At 72.0% G+C, this 16,619-nt stretch carries 17 protein-coding genes; 7 read left to right on the forward strand and 10 right to left on the reverse strand.

Going from position 1 to position 16,619, the window contains the following annotated elements; all coding sequences use genetic code 11:
* The first annotated feature begins 8 nt into the window (after positions 1–8).
* A complete protein-coding gene (locus ACNAYW_RS15255; protein WP_415850525.1) occupies positions 9–812 on the forward strand; it encodes an IclR family transcriptional regulator in 804 nt (267 codons plus the stop codon).
* Between the two features lie 7 nt (positions 813–819).
* Here the strand turns inward: ACNAYW_RS15255 and ACNAYW_RS15260 are convergent.
* Positions 820–1,719, reverse strand: a 900-nt coding sequence (locus ACNAYW_RS15260; RefSeq protein WP_415850526.1) for a DoxX family protein, incomplete at its 5' end; no start/stop codon positions are given.
* 346 nt (positions 1,720–2,065) lie between these two features.
* Here ACNAYW_RS15260 and ACNAYW_RS15265 point away from each other — a divergent pair.
* Positions 2,066–3,208, forward strand: coding sequence for a PQQ-dependent sugar dehydrogenase (locus ACNAYW_RS15265; RefSeq protein WP_415850527.1), 1,143 nt, complete (start codon positions 2,066–2,068; stop codon positions 3,206–3,208).
* Between the two features lie 85 nt (positions 3,209–3,293).
* Here the strand turns inward: ACNAYW_RS15265 and gatB are convergent, their stop codons facing one another.
* The 5 genes from gatB to ACNAYW_RS15290 form a co-directional block, all read right to left on the reverse strand.
* Positions 3,294–4,805 carry an Asp-tRNA(Asn)/Glu-tRNA(Gln) amidotransferase subunit GatB gene (gatB, locus tag ACNAYW_RS15270; RefSeq protein ID WP_415850528.1) on the reverse strand — a complete coding sequence of 504 codons (1,512 nt, stop codon included), beginning with the start codon at positions 4,803–4,805 and terminating at the stop codon, positions 3,294–3,296.
* Positions 4,806–4,828: 23 nt separating this feature from the next.
* Positions 4,829–6,040, reverse strand: coding sequence for a hypothetical protein (locus tag ACNAYW_RS15275; protein ID WP_415850529.1), 1,212 nt, complete (start codon positions 6,038–6,040; stop codon positions 4,829–4,831).
* 99 nt (positions 6,041–6,139) lie between these two features.
* Positions 6,140–7,171 (reverse strand): ATP-dependent 6-phosphofructokinase, encoded by a 1,032-nt coding sequence (locus ACNAYW_RS15280; RefSeq protein WP_415850579.1) that lies wholly within the window; start codon positions 7,169–7,171, stop codon positions 6,140–6,142.
* A gap of 59 nt (positions 7,172–7,230) precedes the next feature.
* Positions 7,231–7,887, reverse strand: coding sequence for a response regulator (locus tag ACNAYW_RS15285; protein ID WP_415850530.1), 657 nt, complete (start codon positions 7,885–7,887; stop codon positions 7,231–7,233).
* A 9-nt stretch (positions 7,888–7,896) separates the two neighbouring features.
* A complete protein-coding gene (locus ACNAYW_RS15290; protein ID WP_415850531.1) occupies positions 7,897–9,171 on the reverse strand; it encodes a sensor histidine kinase in 1,275 nt (424 codons plus the stop codon).
* Between the two features lie 112 nt (positions 9,172–9,283).
* Here ACNAYW_RS15290 and ACNAYW_RS15295 point away from each other — a divergent pair, with 112 nt between their 5' ends.
* The 5 genes from ACNAYW_RS15295 to ACNAYW_RS15315 all read left to right on the forward strand — a co-directional run bounded on the left by ACNAYW_RS15295 (position 9,284) and on the right by ACNAYW_RS15315 (position 13,164).
* A complete protein-coding gene (locus tag ACNAYW_RS15295) occupies positions 9,284–9,847 on the forward strand; it encodes a hypothetical protein (protein ID WP_415850532.1) in 564 nt (187 codons plus the stop codon).
* A gap of 401 nt (positions 9,848–10,248) precedes the next feature.
* The gene (locus tag ACNAYW_RS15300) at positions 10,249–11,046 is read left to right on the forward strand and encodes an alpha/beta-hydrolase family protein (protein WP_415850580.1); all 798 of its coding nucleotides are present in this window, start codon (positions 10,249–10,251) and stop codon (positions 11,044–11,046) included.
* Positions 11,047–11,080: 34 nt separating this feature from the next.
* Positions 11,081–11,560, forward strand: a complete 480-nt coding sequence (locus ACNAYW_RS15305; RefSeq protein WP_415850533.1) for an RrF2 family transcriptional regulator — start codon at positions 11,081–11,083, stop codon at positions 11,558–11,560.
* A gap of 77 nt (positions 11,561–11,637) precedes the next feature.
* Positions 11,638–12,069 carry a carboxymuconolactone decarboxylase family protein gene (locus tag ACNAYW_RS15310; RefSeq protein WP_415850534.1) on the forward strand — a complete coding sequence of 144 codons (432 nt, stop codon included), beginning with the start codon at positions 11,638–11,640 and terminating at the stop codon, positions 12,067–12,069.
* Between the two features lie 195 nt (positions 12,070–12,264).
* Complete coding sequence (locus tag ACNAYW_RS15315) at positions 12,265–13,164, forward strand: DUF559 domain-containing protein (RefSeq protein ID WP_415850535.1); 900 nt, start codon at positions 12,265–12,267, stop codon at positions 13,162–13,164.
* Positions 13,165–13,223: 59 nt separating this feature from the next.
* On the opposite strand, the gene gatA is transcribed toward ACNAYW_RS15315, so the two are convergent.
* The 4 genes from gatA to ACNAYW_RS15335 are packed head-to-tail and all read right to left on the reverse strand — an operon-like array spanning position 13,224 to position 16,518.
* Positions 13,224–14,720 carry an Asp-tRNA(Asn)/Glu-tRNA(Gln) amidotransferase subunit GatA gene (gene gatA, locus ACNAYW_RS15320; protein WP_415850536.1) on the reverse strand — a complete coding sequence of 499 codons (1,497 nt, stop codon included), beginning with the start codon at positions 14,718–14,720 and terminating at the stop codon, positions 13,224–13,226.
* Positions 14,717–15,025 carry an Asp-tRNA(Asn)/Glu-tRNA(Gln) amidotransferase subunit GatC gene (gene gatC / locus ACNAYW_RS15325; protein ID WP_415850537.1) on the reverse strand — a complete coding sequence of 103 codons (309 nt, stop codon included), beginning with the start codon at positions 15,023–15,025 and terminating at the stop codon, positions 14,717–14,719. Before gatC ends, gatA begins: the two co-directional genes overlap by 4 nt.
* A gap of 21 nt (positions 15,026–15,046) precedes the next feature.
* The gene (locus ACNAYW_RS15330; protein ID WP_415850538.1) at positions 15,047–15,592 is read right to left on the reverse strand and encodes a dihydrofolate reductase family protein; all 546 of its coding nucleotides are present in this window, start codon (positions 15,590–15,592) and stop codon (positions 15,047–15,049) included.
* A complete protein-coding gene (locus ACNAYW_RS15335; RefSeq protein WP_415850539.1) occupies positions 15,589–16,518 on the reverse strand; it encodes a helix-turn-helix domain-containing protein in 930 nt (309 codons plus the stop codon). The genes ACNAYW_RS15330 and ACNAYW_RS15335 overlap by 4 nt, the downstream gene beginning before the upstream one ends.
* Positions 16,519–16,619: the final 101 nt, after the last annotated feature.

Here is a 16,619-nt window from a genome sequence, read left to right on the forward strand (position 1 = left end):
TCGGTCTCGTGCAACGGTTCACGGTCGTCAAACGCCCCGAGTACGCGGTGCGGGCGGCGGACAACACCCTGCAGCTGTTGCTCCTGCTCCAGGCCGAACCCGACGGCGTCCGGGTCCAACAGGTGGCGGAGCACCTCGGTATGGCACCGTCGAGCGCGCACCGTCTCCTCTCCACCCTCGTCTACCGGGGGTTCGCGAGTCAGGACGCCGCACGCAGGTACGTCCCCGGGCCGATCCTCAACGGCCGCCGCGGGGTGGCGGGAGTAGCCGGTCTCCCCGCGCCGATCGCCGGGCCGCTCGCCGATCTCGCGCACACCACCGGGGAGACCGTCTCGCTCCTGCGCCGGGCTGGTGCCAGCGTCGAGTTCGTCGGCTCCATCGAGTCCCGCCAGCGGCTGCGGGTCGGGGAGCGCACCGGAACCGTCCTGCCGGCGCACCTGACGTCCGGTGGCAAGGCCCTCCTCGCGGCGTTCGGCGATGCCCCGGTACGCCGGATGTACACGGGGTCGGCCGCGCGCCGGACGGGCATCCAGCTCTCGGCGCCGGATCTCGAGTCGCTGATCGGCGAACTCGCGGAGGTCCGCGCGCACGGCTACGCCCTGAACTTCGGGCTCACGGAGGCCGGCATCTCGGCGATCGGGATGGCGGTGCCCGCCGAGGCCGGTCATCCTCCGACGTTCGCCGTCGCTGTCGGTGCCCCGTCGGTACGGGCCGACGTACTGACCGATCCCGCCACGAGGGCCGCGCTGCTGGACGCCTGCGCAGCGCTGAGTGCGCCGCTGCGCGAGGCCTCCGCGGCTCCCCCGAGCTGACGACCGGCTACTGCTTGACCAGCGGGTTCGCGCCGTTGAGCAGGATCCACACGGTGACCGCCCCGGCGACCGCGATGATCAGCCACACGACAGAACCGATGTGCGGACGCCGCGCCCAGCCCCGGTTGAAGTCCAGCGAGATCCTGCCCGGGCCGGTGAGGATGATCGCCACCGCCGCGAACAGGAGCAGCAGCTCGAACTCGACGCCCTTGTCCTGCGCGAAGAAGACGAAGCCGTTGCCCGCCGTCGTCAGCTTGAACAGCGTCGCCGAGAGCATCACGCCCACCGCGCCCGCGGCGGCGATCGGGGTGAGCAGGCCGAGGATCAGCATCGCGCCGCCGCCCAGCTCGACGACGCCGGTGGCGATGGAGATGACCTTGGTGAACCGCTCGAAGCCGAGCGACGGGTCGCTGCCGTTCTGCAGGTAGGCGGCGAACCCGTCGATGCCGGGGCCACCCCAGATGCCGAAGAGCTTCTGGATGCCGTGCGCCGCCAGGATGACGCCGACGGCCACGCGCAGCACGAGGAGCCCGAGGTCGGTGGTGCCGCGGCGGGCGGCCTTGCGCGCCTCCTCCAGCTCGGCGGGCACGTCGGCGACGGGCTTGCCGAACCGGCGGCCGGGCGGGGGTGCGATCGGCTCGGTGGCCGCGGACTCCAGCGGGATGCCCTCCGCCTCGGCGCGGGCCTGCGCGGCGCGCTCGCGGCCCCGTCGGCGGTTGTAGCGCTTGCCGAACTCGTCGCGTTCGTCGCTCGAGAGGTCGGCACGCTCGGTCTCGGCGTCCGGGCTCCCCGGGGTGCCGGACGTGGAGATCGCGGCCGTGGCCGCATTCGCCGCGGCGATCGCGGCGGCGAGGTCACTGGTGTCGGGCACGGAGGCCGTCGGCTCGTCGCCGCCCGCCGCCGACGANGCGGCCGCCGCGGAGGGCGTGCTCGCAGCAGCCGGNGAGGCGGCNGGCGTCGCCGGGGTCGTGTCCGCCGACGTGCCCGCGGGCTCGTCGCGGTAGCGCGGGAGCACCGGCCCGATGCCCGTGTCCGAATCGTCGTGGGGGTCCAGGATGAACCCGCCCGTGGGGTGCCGCTCGCCGAACCGGGGCAGCTCGCCCGTGGATCGGAAGTCGAAAGGGGACTCGCCCGCACCCTCGCTGGTCTCGTTCTCGGTTCCGTCCTTGTCACTCACGGAAACCACCCTAGAGTGCGAACGCGTCGCGGGCCGGGAGCGAACCGCGGCGGGGCCCGATCGGTAGGGTGGCGGCATGAGTGTGGGGACCCGGCGCGCGCGTTCCGGCGCGCGGCGCGCCGTCGTGGTCGCGACGGCCGCAGCGCTGCTGGCGGGGTGCGCCGACTTCTCCGGCAGCGAGGCCGCACCCTTCACCGGGCCGCCGACGGGCCAGGTCACGACGACGAAGCGGCCGACGACGCCGAGCCAGAAACCGAAGTTTCCCGGACCGTGCGTCGACATGGATCGGGCCGTTACGGCCACGTGCCTCGACACACCGACGACCATCATTCCAACGGACACGGCGGAGCACTCGATCGTGGCCCAGAGGAACGGCCTCATCACCTACACGACGACGGATCAGCCGAGCCGAGAAATGCTGCGCTTGGACGTGGACACGTCTGGCGACGGCGGCCTTTCGTCGATCGCTTTGTCGCCGACGTATGACGAGGACCGGCTGATCTTCGCGCTCATCTCGACGCCGACCGACAACCGCGTCGTCCGCGTCACTCAGGGCGATGCCCCGAAGGTAATTTTCACCGGCATCCCCAAGGGGCGGACCGGCAATATGGGTTCACTCCTGTGGACCCGTCAGGGGCTCGTAGTGGCGTCAGGTAATGCCGGGGACCCCGCGGCCGCCGCTGACCCGAACTCGCTCGCCGGAAAGGTGTTCCTGCTCGAAGGGCACGGACCGAACCAACCTGCCACGGCCCGCGTCCTCGCCAACAACGGCGGCGTCCGCTCCTCGCTCTGCCAACAGTGGGGCGAATCCAACGCCCCGTTGTACGTCGCCGACGACAACGGTCGCTCCGGCGACACACTCCGCGTGGTGTATCCGGCGCGCCCGGCGGAAACCGTCTGGACCTGGGCGGACCGCCCGGGAGCTCTCGGCTGCGGAGTCGCCGGCGATTGGGTCGGCGTCTCGCAGCGCGGAGCAGACAACGTCTACTGGATCAAACTCAAGCCAGGATCCGCGACTGCGGAGCAGGATCCGATCAGAATGAACGTCGAACAGGGGCGGACCTTCGGATCGTTCGGCCGGATAGGAGGAGGCTCCGACCCCAAGACCGTTCTCGCCGGGACCGTCAACAAGGCCGTGGGCACCCCCTCCCCCACCGACGACCGGGTCGTGCTCCTGACACCCCCGGACCCCGCCTCGAACGGCGAAGGTCCCGACTGACCCGACGACTGAGCCAACGGGCCCCGAGACGGGCCAGGACGTCGTGATCAGCGACGCCGGCGCGGCATGCGGAACCGGTCCGACATCACTCGCAGGCGGCGAGGACCAGCTCGCGGACGCGGGCGGCGTCCGCCTGGCCGCGGGTGGCCTTCATGACGTCGCCGACGATCTTGCCCGCGGCCTGCACCTTGCCGGCCTTGATCTTGTCCACGATGTCGGGGTTCGCGGCCAGCGCCTCGTCGACGGCCTTCTGCAGCGCACCGTCGTCGCGCACGACCTCGAGGCCACGGGCGGCGACGACCTCGTCGGGCTCGCCCTCGCCGTCGAGCACGCCCACAATGACCTGCTGCGCCAGCTTGCTCGTGAGCTTGCCCTCGTCGACCAGGGCGATGACGCGGGCGACCTGCGCGGGCGAGATGGCCAGCGCCTCCAGCTCGACGCCGCGGGTGTTGGCCTGCTGGGGCAGGAAGCTGCCCCACCACGAGCGCGCGGCGTCGGGGGTGGCACCGGCGTCGACGGTCGCGATGATCCGGTCGATGGCGCCGAGGTTGATCAGGTCGCGCATGACCTCGTCGGAGAGGCCCCAATCGGACTGGATCCGCGCGCGGCGCAACCACGGCAGCTCGGGGATCGTCGCGCGCAGCTCCTCGACGAGCTCCGCCGGCGGCGCGACGGGGCCGAGGTCCGGGTCCGGGAAGTACCGGTAGTCGTCGGCGGTCTCCTTGGGGCGGCCGGGCGTGGTGGTGCCGTCGCCCTCCTGGAAGTGCCGGGTCTCGAGGACCACCTCACCGCCACCGTCGAGAACGGCCGCCTGGCGCCGCATCTCGTACCGCACGGCGACCTCGACCGACCGCAGCGAGTTGACGTTCTTGGTCTCGGTGCGCGTGCCGAACTCGGCCCGTCCGACCGGCTTGAGCGAGACGTTCGCATCGCAGCGCATGGACCCCTGGTCCATGCGGACGTCGGAGACATCGAGGGAGGCGAGCAGGTCGCGCAGCGCGGTCACGTAGGCGCGGGCGATCTCCGGCGCCCGCTCCCCCGCACCCTCGATGGGGCGGGAGACGATCTCGACCAGCGGCACGCCCGCGCGGTTGAAGTCGAGCAGCGAGTGCGAGGCGCCGTGGATGCGGCCGGTGGCCGACCCGATGTGGGTCGACTTGCCCGTGTCCTCCTCCATGTGTGCGCGCTCGATCTCCACGCGCCAGGTGGTGCCGTCCTCGAGCGGGACGTCGAGGTGGCCGTCGTAGGCGATCGGGTCCTCGTACTGGCTGATCTGGTAGTTCTTCGGCTGGTCCGGGTAGAAGTAGTTCTTCCGCGCGAACACCGAGCTCGGCCGGATGGAGCAGTTCAGGGCGAGGCCGATCCGGATGGCCGAGCGCACCGCCTCGCGGTTGACGACGGGCAGCGCGCCCGGCATGCCGAGGCACGTGGGGCACACCTGGGTGTTCGGCGCGGCGCCGAACTCGGTGCGGCAGCCGCAGAACATCTTGGTGGCGGTGCCGAGCTCGACGTGGACCTCCATGCCCATGACGGGCTCGTAGCGGGCGACGACGTCCGCGTACTCGGGGAGATCGATATCGGCAAGCTCGGCACTCATGCCCCCAGCCTAATGGGCGCCGGTCAGCGCACCGAGACGGCCACCGCGTCGGCGGTCACAGTGATGGTGCCGGAGACGAAGCCCGAGTCGGATCCCGTGATCGGCCGGCCGTCGCGCCCGGTCGCGGTGAACGTCCACGGGCGGGTGTCGCGGAAGGAGACCTCCCCGTCGCGGACGGTATCGCCGAGGTCGATGTCCTGGACGTTCGGCGCGGTCCAGGTGTAGGTGCCGTTCTCGCCGGAGAAGTCCGACTGCGGGCAACCCGACGGATAGCGGTCCTTCGACGCTGCGCACGCGGAGTACTTCGCCGCGATCTGCTCACGCGCGGAGGTCTTCCCGGCATCGCTCAGCCCGAAGGCGATGCTGAACGTGCTGCCCACGCTGTAGCGCGACAGTCCGTCGACCGGGGCCTGCCCCTTGTTGTCGCCGACGCTGATCTTCTCCTGCTGCGGCACCAGGTTCTTGTTGACGGAGCCGAGGTCGAGCGCACCGGGGAAGACGTACACGACGCCCGACGCGGGCAACGGCTTACCGAGGATGGTGACGTTCTTCTTGTCCGAATCGTACGACGAGTACGGCTTGAGCTGGACCGCCGCGGTCTGCAGCTTCCACTCGTCGCCCACCTTCTCGAGGCTGAGGTTCTCGTCGTAGGACACCTCGCCGATCGTCACCGTCAGGTGCACGGAGCCCGTGTAACTGTTGGTCTCGCTGACGATCTTCAGGTCCTTGATCGGCGCCAGATCGCGCTGCTTGCGCAGCACCTCGTCGGTGAGCAGCTCGGTGGAGGCGGGGGCCTCCTTGCCGTAGCTCAGGGCCTTCTTGGCATCGCCGGACTGCAGGGCCGCGAAATAGGCCTTGACGGTGCCACCGGGTGAGCCCGTGTCACCCCCGCCGCCGACGCTCTTGACGATCGCGATCCCCGCGATGAGAACGATCACCAGGATCACGGCGCCGCCGCCGATCAGGGCCGGGATCAGCCAGGACGGGCGCGGCTTCTTCGGCGCGCCGGGGCCGGGCTGGAACGGGGGCACACCCGGTCCCTGCGGTCCGCCGGGGGCGCCGAAGCCCTGCGCCGCCGGGTACTGGGGATACGACGGTGCGCCGCCCTGCTGCGGATACGGTGCGCCGGCCGGGTTCCCGGGCTGCCACGTGGGGCGCATCTGGGTCTGCTGGTTCGGGTCGGACGGATCCTGGCCCGGGTTGAACCCCGGGTTCGAGGGAGGATTCGGATTCATACCGGGAATTGTGTACGACGCGTCTTAAGGATCGCTTCAGGGTGACCAATCCGAAGGGCCCGGCCGGGGCGTTCACCCCGCGGGCCGCAGGTCAGCAGCTCAGCCGAAGAATTCGGCGGCGTCGTCGTAGCGCTCGCGGGGGACGCGTTTGAGCTGCTTGACCGCCTCGGCGAGCGGGACGAGCCCGATCTGCGCGCCGCGCAGCGAGACCATCTGCCCGAACTCCCCCGCGTGCGCGGCGTCGGCGGCGTTGACGCCGAACCGGGTGGCGAGCACCCGGTCGGCAGGCGTCGGGGTCCCACCGCGCTGGACGTGGCCGAGGACCGTGGTGCGGACCTCCTTGTTGATCCGTTTCTCGATCTCCACGCCCAGCTGGTGGGCGACGCCGGTGAAGCGCTCGTGGCCGAACTCGTCGGTACCTCCGACGCGCAGCTCCATGGTGCCCTCCGCCGGTTTGGCGCCCTCGGCGACGACGACGATGAAGCTCGAGTGCCCGCGCTGGAAGCGGCGCTTGATCATGGCGCACACCTGCTCCACGTCGAACGGCACCTCCGGGATGAGCACCATGTGCGCGCCGGACGCCAGCCCGGAGTTCAGCGCGATCCAGCCCGCGTGCCGGCCCATCACCTCCACCAGCATCACCCGCTGATGCGACTCCGCGGTCGAGTGCAGCCGGTCGATGGCGTCGGTCGCGATGGTGAGCGCGGTGTCGAAGCCGAAGGTGACGTCGGTGCAGTCGATGTCGTTGTCGATGGTCTTCGGTACACCGACCACCGGCACGCCCTCGTCGGCGAGCCACGACGCCGCCGTCAGGGTGCCCTCGCCGCCGATGGGGATGAGCACGTCGATGCCGTTGTCGTCGAGGGTGGCCTTGATCCGGTCCAGGCCGGCGCGGAGCACGTCCGGGTGGGTGCGAGCGGTGCCGAGCATGGTGCCACCCTTGGTGAGGAGGCGGTCGTTGCGGTCGTCGTTGGACAGTTGCACGCGGCGGTCCTCGAGCAGGCCGCGCCAGCCGTCCTGGAACCCGACGACGGCGGATCCGTAGCGGGAGTCGCTGGTGCGGACCACCGCCCGGATCACCGCGTTCAGGCCCGGGCAGTCACCACCACCGGTCAGCACTCCGATGCGCAGGCTCATGCCCTCGATCTTGCCGCCTCTGCCGGGACCTGTCATGACAACCCACGAGGAGTTCACCCCGGGGTCACGACCCCCGTCTCGTAGGCGTAGACCACGGCCTGCGCCCGGTCCCGCAGGCCGAGCTTCTGCAGGACCTTGCTGACGTGCGTCTTCACAGTCTGATCGGAGACGAACAGGGCCGCGGCGATCTCCGCGTTGGACCGCCCGGCGGCGACGGCCTCGAGCACCTCGCGCTCGCGGGGCGTGAGCGTCGCCAGCTCGGGCGGCGCGGTCCGACGGTGCGCCCGGACGGCGGTGACCTCGGCGATCATCCGCCGCGTGACCGAGGGGGCGAGCAGGGACTGTCCCTCGTGCACCACCCGGACCGCGCGGACGAGTTCCTCGGCGGGGGCGTCCTTGAGCATGAAACCGGACGCTCCGACACGCAGCGCCTCGTACACGTAGTCGTCGATGTCGAAGGTGGTGAGCATGAGCACCCGCACGCCGTCGTGCCGGCGGAGGATCTCGGCGGCGGCCTGCAGCCCGTTCATCTCGGGCATGCGGACGTCCATGAGCACCACGTCGGGTTGCAGCCGGGCGACCTCGGCGACCGCGGCCTTCCCGTCGGGGGCGTCCCCGATCACGGAGATGTCCGGCTGCGCGCCGAGCAGGGCGCCGAAGCCCTGCCGGACCATGGCCTGATCGTCGGCGATGAACACGGTGATGGGCACGTCCCCAGCCTAGGCGGTGGCGCCGTCCGGGCGGGCCGGGAGCGCGGCGCGGACCGCGAAGCCCCCACCCGCCGTCGGCGTCGCCGACAGGGAGCCGCCGACGGTGCGCGCCCGCTCGGCCATGCCGGGGATGCCCTGCCCCAGACCGGGGCCGCCGAGGTCGGCGTCCGAGGTCCTGGGGCCGTTCTCGATGCTCAGGTTCAGCGTGCCCGTGTCCAGGGTGAGCGCGACGGTGATCGCGGCGCCCTGGGCGTGCCGGGTCGCGTTCGCGATGGACTCCTGCACGATGCGGTAGGCGACGAGCGCCGTGCTCTCCCCGATCGCCGACGGGTCCGGCAGCGGCAGGTAGTCGACGACGACCCCCGCCGCGCGGGCACCGTCGATGAGCTCGTCGACCCCGCCCAGGCCGGGCGCGGGCGCGAGCTCCGCCGAGGCGTCGTCGAGCCGGAGCACGCCGAGGAGCGCGCGGACCTCGTTGAGGGCCTCGCGGGCGGAGACGGCGATCCCGTCGAACTCGGCACGGGCGCGCTCGGAGACGTCGGGCACGCGGTACTGGGCGGTCTGGGCCTGCACCACGACGAGGGACATCCGGTGCGCCACGATGTCGTGCAGGTCGCGGGCGATGCGGGTGCGCTCCTCCAGGATGGCGCGGCGGCCGCGCTCGAGCTCGCTGACCTCGGTCTGCTCCTCGAGCCGGTTGCGGGACTGCAGCGCCAGGCGCAGCAGCAGGATGATGACCAGCGAGACCATGATCCCGGCGACCCAGCCACCGCCGGTGCCGTCCTGCGCGTTGATCCAGAACAGCACCGACGAGGCCGCGGCGATGGCGAGCGCGTCGAGCGGCGAGCACTTGAGGAAGGCGATCCAGCTGGTGATCAGCATCGCCATGATCAGCGAGACCTGCCAGTTCCACTGCCAGTCCTGCTTCGCGTCGAACCACAGCAGCGGGAAGACCGCAGCCGTCGCGGCGACGATGCCCCACGCGGCGCGCGGGTGCGCCCAGGCGATGGCGATGGGCAGGACGGACAGGCCGCTGAAGATCGGCAGCAGCGCCGCCGGCACCGCGAACTGCTCGTTCAGGGTGGGCCAGGCGACGGCCCACATGATGAGCGCGACCACCAGGAACAGCCAATTGATCTTCCGGGACAGGAAGATCCCGAGCGGGGTGGCGTGCAGCGCGCCGTCGGGGGCCTGGATGTGCAGCGCGCTCTGCCGGTCCAGGTAGCGGCCGGCACGCACCGTGGCGCGGCCGAACCGCTCGATCCTCTTCGTGGTCGTCCTCATGGAAGGCAACGCTAGGTGGACCGCGCGCCCGGCGTCCTCATACTTCCGAGTGATATCGAACCCCTCGCGCAGCCGATCCGGGCGTCGGTCCCGCGTTCCTAGCGTCGCTGTCATGAACCGCCGCATGCTCGCCGCCGCAGCCGTCCTCGCCGTCCCCCTCTCGTTCGGGATCTCCCTTCCGGCCGCCGCGGGAGACTCCGCCGAGCGCGAGGATTCCGCGGCCGCCACCGCCGTCCGCGCCATCACCGATCCCGCCCTCGACCCCGCGGCTCAGGTGCGCGCGGTGCCCCGCGGCCTCGGGTACGCGGCCGCTGCCGGGCCGGGCTACGCGGTGAACCCGCACGGCGACTGCTCCTCGGTGGTGCGGCTGCCCGCCGATTTCGACGCTCCCTGCAAGGCGCACGACCTGGGCTACGACCTGCTGCGCCACGCGGACGCCGCCGGGCGGCCGCTGGGCGGCTGGGCCCGTCACCGGATCGACGACGCCTTCGCCGACCGGCTGGCCACGGCGTGCGCCGCGCGCCCCGCGGCGCAGCAGCGGCACTGCGCCGAGGTCGCCGGGTTGACGGTGATGGCCGTGCGCGCCAACACGTGGCGCCAGCACGACGGCCCGCCGCGCGCCGAGTCCGTGCACGAGATCGTCACCAGCTGGCTCACGGTCGGAGGCCGGCTGTGATCGCGCGGCCGCGCCTGCGCCTGCGCAGCGGGGTGCTCACCGGGTACGCCGTGGGGGTGGCGTGCGCGCTGTTCCCGAACCAGTTGCCGCGCACCGTCGTCGTGCAGATCGTGGTGTGCCTGCTGTTCGGGGCTGTGGGGGCGGTGGCGGGATGGGCGGTCGTGCGCCGGCGGGAGCCGTCCGACGGTGGCGGCCACGTCGCCCTGTACGTCGCGGCGGCGGCGCTCGTGGGCTGGGTGCTGTGGCAGAACCACCTCCGCGCGGCGGCCGGCGCGGATCCGGTGGGGCCGCCGGCCTTCGCCGCGCTCGCCGGCGTCATCGCNGCGGCGCCGCTGGNGGCCGCCGCGCTGCGTCCCGTGCGCACCCGGACGGCTGCTGCGGCCCTGGCCGGGCTCGCGGTGATGGCCGGGATCGCCTGGCCCGCTACGGCGACATCGGCGGAGACCGCGTCGTACGCCGAGCGCTTCACCGGCATCGAATCGTCGGCGCGGGGCGTGCGGGCGTACGCCTCGCTCGGCGACGGGGACTCCCCCGCCGCGCGCGCGGCGGTGGCGGTGGACCGGCTCGTCGCCGCGGGCGGCCTCACCCGGCGGGCGGTCGTCGTCGCGGTACCGACCGGATCCGGCTGGGTCGACCCGCATTTCGTGCGCGGCGTTGAGGAGGCCCTGCACGGGGACAGCGCGATCGTGGCGGTGCAGTACACCGAGATGCCGAGCTGGCAGTCCTTCGTCCTGCACCGCGACGCCGCGGCCGCGAGCACGGCCGCACTGATCGACGAGCTGCACCGGCGGGCACCGTCGACCCCGGTGCGGGTGTACGGACAGAGCCTGGGGACGGTGGGCGTGCTCGCGGCGCAGCGGCGGGCGGCGGAGCTCCACGTCCCCGTCGCCGCCACCCTGCAGGTCGGCACGCCCGCCGGCGTGGCGATCGCGGGCCCCGCACAGCTCAACGCCTCTGATCCGGTGGGGATCTGGTCGTCGCGGCTGGTGGTGGCGCCGCCGTCGCGGGCGGCTTCCGGGTCCGGCCGCGCCACGCCGCGACCGCCCTGGGTGCCCGTGCTCTCGTTCGTGCAGGCGACCGTCGACCTGCTGGGCGCCACCGCACCGCCGCCCGGTCTGGGGCACCGCTACGACGAGCGACAGGGATCGGAGCTGGTCACCGACCTCGTCGCGCGGGAGGGCTTGCCCGCCTCGGCTTAACCGGATACATTTTGTCCAGGTTAAGGAGGCGGGTATGCAGATGGGCGAGGGCGTCGAGTGGGCGGCGCACGCATGCGTGCTGCTGCACTGGCTCGACGAGGGCGGCATCACCCCCGTCCCGGCCTCGCGGCTCGCCGAGTCCTACGACCTGCCCGCCGCCTACCTCGGCAAGCAGCTGCAGGCATTGGCACGCAACGGGATCACCGAATCCCTCCCCGGCCGTCGGGGCGGGATCCGGCTGGCGCGCCCGGCGTCCGAGATCACTCTGATGGACGTCGTCGCGGCCATCGAGGGCGGCACCGCCGCCTTCGCCTGCACCGAGATCCGGCAGCGCGGAATGAACGAGGGCAGGCCGCGCAGCGAGTTCTCGCAGCCGTGCGGTATCGCCCACGCCATGCGCGGCGCCGAGTTGGCATGGCGGCGCGAGCTCGCCGCGACGTCCATCGCCGACCTGTCGGACGCCACGCCGCGGCGGGTCGCCGATGCGGCCCGCCGCCACTTCCGCGGCGCCTGATCCCCCTTCGCAACCACCTCGAGACCCCCGACCCAAAACCTGGACATTTGTTATCCGCGTATCGAGAGGAATCCACCATGAGCCGCACCCCTGGTGCCACGTCGTCGCCCGAGACCTACAAGGCACTGGTCGCGCTGGACAGCCGCCTCGCGACGTCGCTCGGCACCATCCTGTACGACCTCGTCAAACTGCGCGCCTCGCAGCTGAACGGCTGCGCGTTCTGCGTCGACAAGCACGCGGCCGACCTGGAACGCCTCGGCGTGCCGGCGCGGACGATCTACGCCCTGCCCGCGTGGGAGGAGACGCCCTTCTTCGACGAGACGCAGCGCGTCGCGCTGGCCTTCGTCGAGCGCCTGACCGGCGGCATCGACGCGGTCGACGACGCCCTGTGGGACGAGGCCGGCCGCCTCCTCGGCGAGGAGCGCCGCACCGACCTGCTCGTCGCCGTCGGCACCATCAACACCTGGAACATGCTGGGCATCACCACCCACCTCCACCCCGCCCCATGACCCCACCCTGACCTCGGCCGCCACCCGGACTTAACAGCGTGAGCCCAGGACGCTTCCTGGGACTTCTCCTGCATCGGTTGCCGGCTACCCACCGGTAGCCGATACAGGGGAACCGCAACACGGGGCTCGTGCGTCCAATGAACATGGGGGGCGTTCGAACGCGAAGTACACCGGTCGGCAGAACTGATCGCCGCCGTGGGCCGGTACGCGGCGGAGAAGGACTACCGCTGCATCACCCCCGGATTCCGGGTTCCGCGCGGCACCGGCAGCGGCGCGGTGGGCGACCTCGCGACGGCGATGGTCCGCCGCTATCCGGGATCGGTGTTGTGCGGCTGGACGGCGGCGCGGCTGCACCTGCACACGATGGCGAAGTCTCGCGAGTCCGTCGAAGTGCTGGGGCCCAAGCAGATCCGCCGTCGTGGCGTCATCAGCCGCACCGCCGAGTTCGATGCCGACGACATCGTGATCCGCGACGGACTGCCGTGCACCTCGCCTCTGCGCACGACGATGGACCTCATCCGCTACACCGCCGGCGACGAGGGGATCGCCGCCGCGGACCAGTGCCTGCGCATCTTCGGCAGGCCGGGCACAGCGCACCGTCCGGCCTGGGTCGCGCGCCCGGCGATGGCGACGGCGCCGCAGATCGAGGCGGAACTCGCGCGGCGCGAGTGGTGGCGGGGCACTCGCATCCGGGCCGTGCTCGACGAGGCCGACGGCCGCGCCCAGTCACCGTGGGAGACCTTCTCACGACTGACGCTCCACCGCGCGGGCCTGACAACCATGGTCCCGCAGGTGCCGGTCCTCGACGGTGAGTACTTCCTCGACCTCGCGGACGAGGAGCACAAGGTCGCGGTCGAGTACGACGGCGCCTATCATCGCGACGCCGAGCAGCACGCCGCCGATGTCGAACGATGGAACGTGCTCGAGAAGGACATGGGCTGGAACCTCATCATCGTGACGTCGGGGCCGCTGAAGAACCGGCCCGATGTGCTTCTGCGCCGCGTCCGCCGGGCGCTCGTCGAGCACGACCACCCAGTGCCCGCCGGGTTGGTAGCACCCGATGCAGACGTTTCCGCAGGAAGCCGTCTGGGCTAACGCTGTTAAGTCCTGGGGCTCGACGGTGCCGNCGNGCNCCNGGCAGCTACGGCGGACCGTCAGGCGACGGGGCCGCGGGCGGCCTCGTAGGCGGCGCCCACGGTGTAGAGCCGGTCGTCGGCCTGCGCGGGGGCCAGGATCTGCAGGCCGACGGGCAGCCCGTCGTCCGTCGAGAGACCCGAGGGCACCGACATGCCGCAGTGGCCGGCGAGGTTCGTCGGCAGCGTGAACAGATCGAACAGGTACATCGCCAGCGGATCGCCGACCTTCTCCCCCAGCTTGAACGCCGTGGTGGGGGTCGTCGGCGAGACGATGACGTCGACCTGCTCGTAGGCCTTCGCGAAGTCCGCGGCGAGCAGCGTGCGGACCTTCTGCGCGCTGCCGTAGTAGGCGTCGTAGTACCCGGAGCTCAGCGCATAGGTGCCGATCATGATGCGCCGCTTGACCTCCGCTCCGAAGCCGGCCTCGCGCGTGAGCGCCATGACCTCCTCGGCGGAGTGCGTGCCGTCATCGCCGACGCGCAGGCCGTAGCGCATGGCGTCGAACCGGGCGAGGTTCGAGGAGACCTCCGACGGGAGGATCAGGTAGTAGGCGGCCAGCGAGTACTGCAGCGTGGGCAGCGAGACCTCGACGGTCTCGGCGCCCAGGTCGCGCAGCTGCTGCACGGCCTTCTCGAAGGACGCCTGGACGCCGGCCTCGGTGCCGTCGGCGCCGAACTCCTTGACCAGGCCGATCTTCACGCCCTTCAGGTCGCCCTGAGCGCCGGCGCGGGCCGCGGCGACAACGCCGGGGACGGGGGCGTCGAGCGAGGTCGAGTCGCGCGGGTCGTGCCCGGCGATCACCTCGTGCAGGAGCGCGGTGTCGAGGACGGTGCGCGCGCACGGCCCGCCCTGGTCCAGCGACGACGCACAGGCGACGAGGCCGTAGCGGCTGACGGCGCCGTACGTCGGACGCACGCCGACGGTGGCCGTCAGCGACGCGGGCTGGCGGATCGAGCCGCCGGTGTCGGTGCCGATGGCGAGCGGCGCCTCGTAAGAGGCGAGGGCCGCGGCGCTGCCGCCGCCCGAACCGCCCGGCGTGCGGTCGGCGGCCCAGGGGTTGCGCGTCACGCCGTACGCCGAGTTCTCCGTCGACGAGCCCATGGCGAACTCGTCCATGTTGGTCTTGCCGAGGATCGGGATCCCCGCGGCGCGCAGCTTCGTGGTGACGGTCGCGTCGTACGGCGCGGTCCAGCCCTCGAGGATCTTGGAGCCGCACGTGGTGGGCGCGTCCGTGGTGGTGAAGACGTCCTTGAGCGCCAGCGGCACGCCGGCGAGGGCGGACGCGGGCTGCTCGCCGCGGGCCCGGGCCTCGTCGACGGCGCGGGCGGCCGCGAGGGCCTCCTCCCCGGAGACGTGCAGGAAGGCTCCCAGGTCGCCGTCGACCTCGGCGATGCGGTCCAGGTGCGCCTGGGTCACCTCGACGGAGCTCAGCTCGCCGGCGGCGATCTTCGCGGCCAGGTCGGCCGCGGTCGCGCCGGTGATCTCGTTCGATGCCCTTAGATCGGTCACGGTCACTCCTCCCCCAGGATGCGCGGCACGGCGAAGCGATCGCCCTCGCGGGCGGGCGCGCCGGAGAGCGCCTGCTCCGGCGTGAGGCCCGGAACCGGCACGTCGGCGCGGTCGACGTTCACGTTGCCGACCGGCAGCGTCAGCGGCGCGACGTCCGCGTTCGCGCCGTCGGAGCCGATCTCGGTCACCACCTTGACGTGCTCGAGGATCGAATCGAGCTGCGTGGCGAAGACGTCGAGCTCTTCGTCGGTGACGGCGAGGCGCGACAGGCGCGCCAGATGGGCGACCTCGTCCCGGGAGATGGCAGACATGCCCTTGATCTTATGCGGCGTTCACCCGCGCGCCCCGACCACCCGGTAGCGGCCGCAGAGGAAGGCCTTGTTGCGCGCCCACTCGACCAGCTCGAAGTCGAAGGCGCGCGGGAACAGCGGCCGCCCGGAGCCGACGGTGGCGGGCGCGTAGCTGATCACCACCTCGTCGAGCATGCCCGCCTCGGCGAACTGCGCCGCCAGGTCTCCGCCGCCCACCACCCACACGCCCTTCTCCCCCGCCGCCGCCTCCAGCGTCGCGCGGAGCTCGGCCGGGGTGCCTGCCACGAAGCGCACCCCGGGGTGGATGGGGGCGAGGTCCCGGTGGGTGAAGACGAACACCGGGTAGTCGGCGTAGTACCACGGTTCGTCGCCGGCCTCGACCCGATCGACCACCCACTGGTAGGTGGTGTATCCCATCACGATCGCGCCCACCGTCGTCATGTACTCCTCGATGTTCATCGGCCCGCCGTCGTCGATCGGCTGGCTGAGCAGCCAGTCCAGGCTGTCGCTGGAGTCGGCGAGGAAGCCGTCGAGGGTGGACGCGGTGTAGTACGAGTAGGCGGTCATGGTTCTCCTCCGGTGATGCGGCGGTGCCAGATGATGGGATCGGGATCGAGTTCGGGGGTGTCGACGGCGACGCCGGCGTCGGCCAGCATCCAGCGCGCCAGCAGCCGGCGGTGCGCGGAGAAGGTCAGCTCGTGCACCACGATCTGCGAGAGCAGGAAGGATTCGGGCGGATCGCACAGGGCGTCGATCACGCGATCGCCCCACGCGCCGCGCCGGTCGATGTCGCGGATCACACCGAGCCACCGTGGTGAGACCCGTTCGTGGTGTGCGCGGAGAACGTCGGGAGACTGATCGGGATCGCGCTGGGGCTCCGGATCGCCCGCGATCGTCGCGAGCCACGGCTCGGTGCTGTGCACGAGGTGCCACATCACCTGCGCGAGGGACTCGTCCGGTCCGTCCCAGTGCCGCGGAATCGCCCCGGGGAGCCGCACCTTTCCGTACTCCGCGGGTGAGAGCTCGGCGACCGCCCCCAACAGCGCGTCGATGTCGGCCGCGTCGTGCTGCACCTGCAGCGCCAGCACGTCCCCCGTCGACTCCTCGTGCCCGTCCTCGACGTACAGCACCGTCGGCGAGTGGAAGTGCAGGCCGTTCGGCGACGGCAGCCAGTGCCCGACGGTGGCCGGAAGCTGCGAGGGGGAATGTCCGTAGGCGCGGGCGAACGCCCGGATGAAGCCCTCGACGGACTCGTACCCCGCCGCGAAGGCGGCGGCGGTCACCGTCGACCCGCGCTGCAGCTGCCAGGCGGCGCGTTCGAGCAGGACCCGGCGGCGCAGCGCCACGGGCGATTCGCCCGCTCCGGCGCGCACCTGCCGGGCGAAGTGGTGCATCGAGCTGTGCGCGCCGGCGGCCATGGCGTCGAGGCTGTCGTGCGGGTCGGCGAGCACGGCCTCGAGGAGTCGGCGCAGCGGATCGGCGGGTTCGGACATGGGTCCAGTATCGACCGCCCGGGCCGGCCGCCGCTTGACCGTTCTTGCTCAGGTGGCACGGACGGGGGGCCCGTCGTTCAGCGCTCATTCGCTCCAGCGCG

The sequence above is a fragment of the Tsukamurella ocularis genome, from assembly GCF_965138335.1.
Lineage (GTDB): Bacteria > Actinomycetota > Actinomycetes > Mycobacteriales > Mycobacteriaceae > Tsukamurella > Tsukamurella ocularis_A.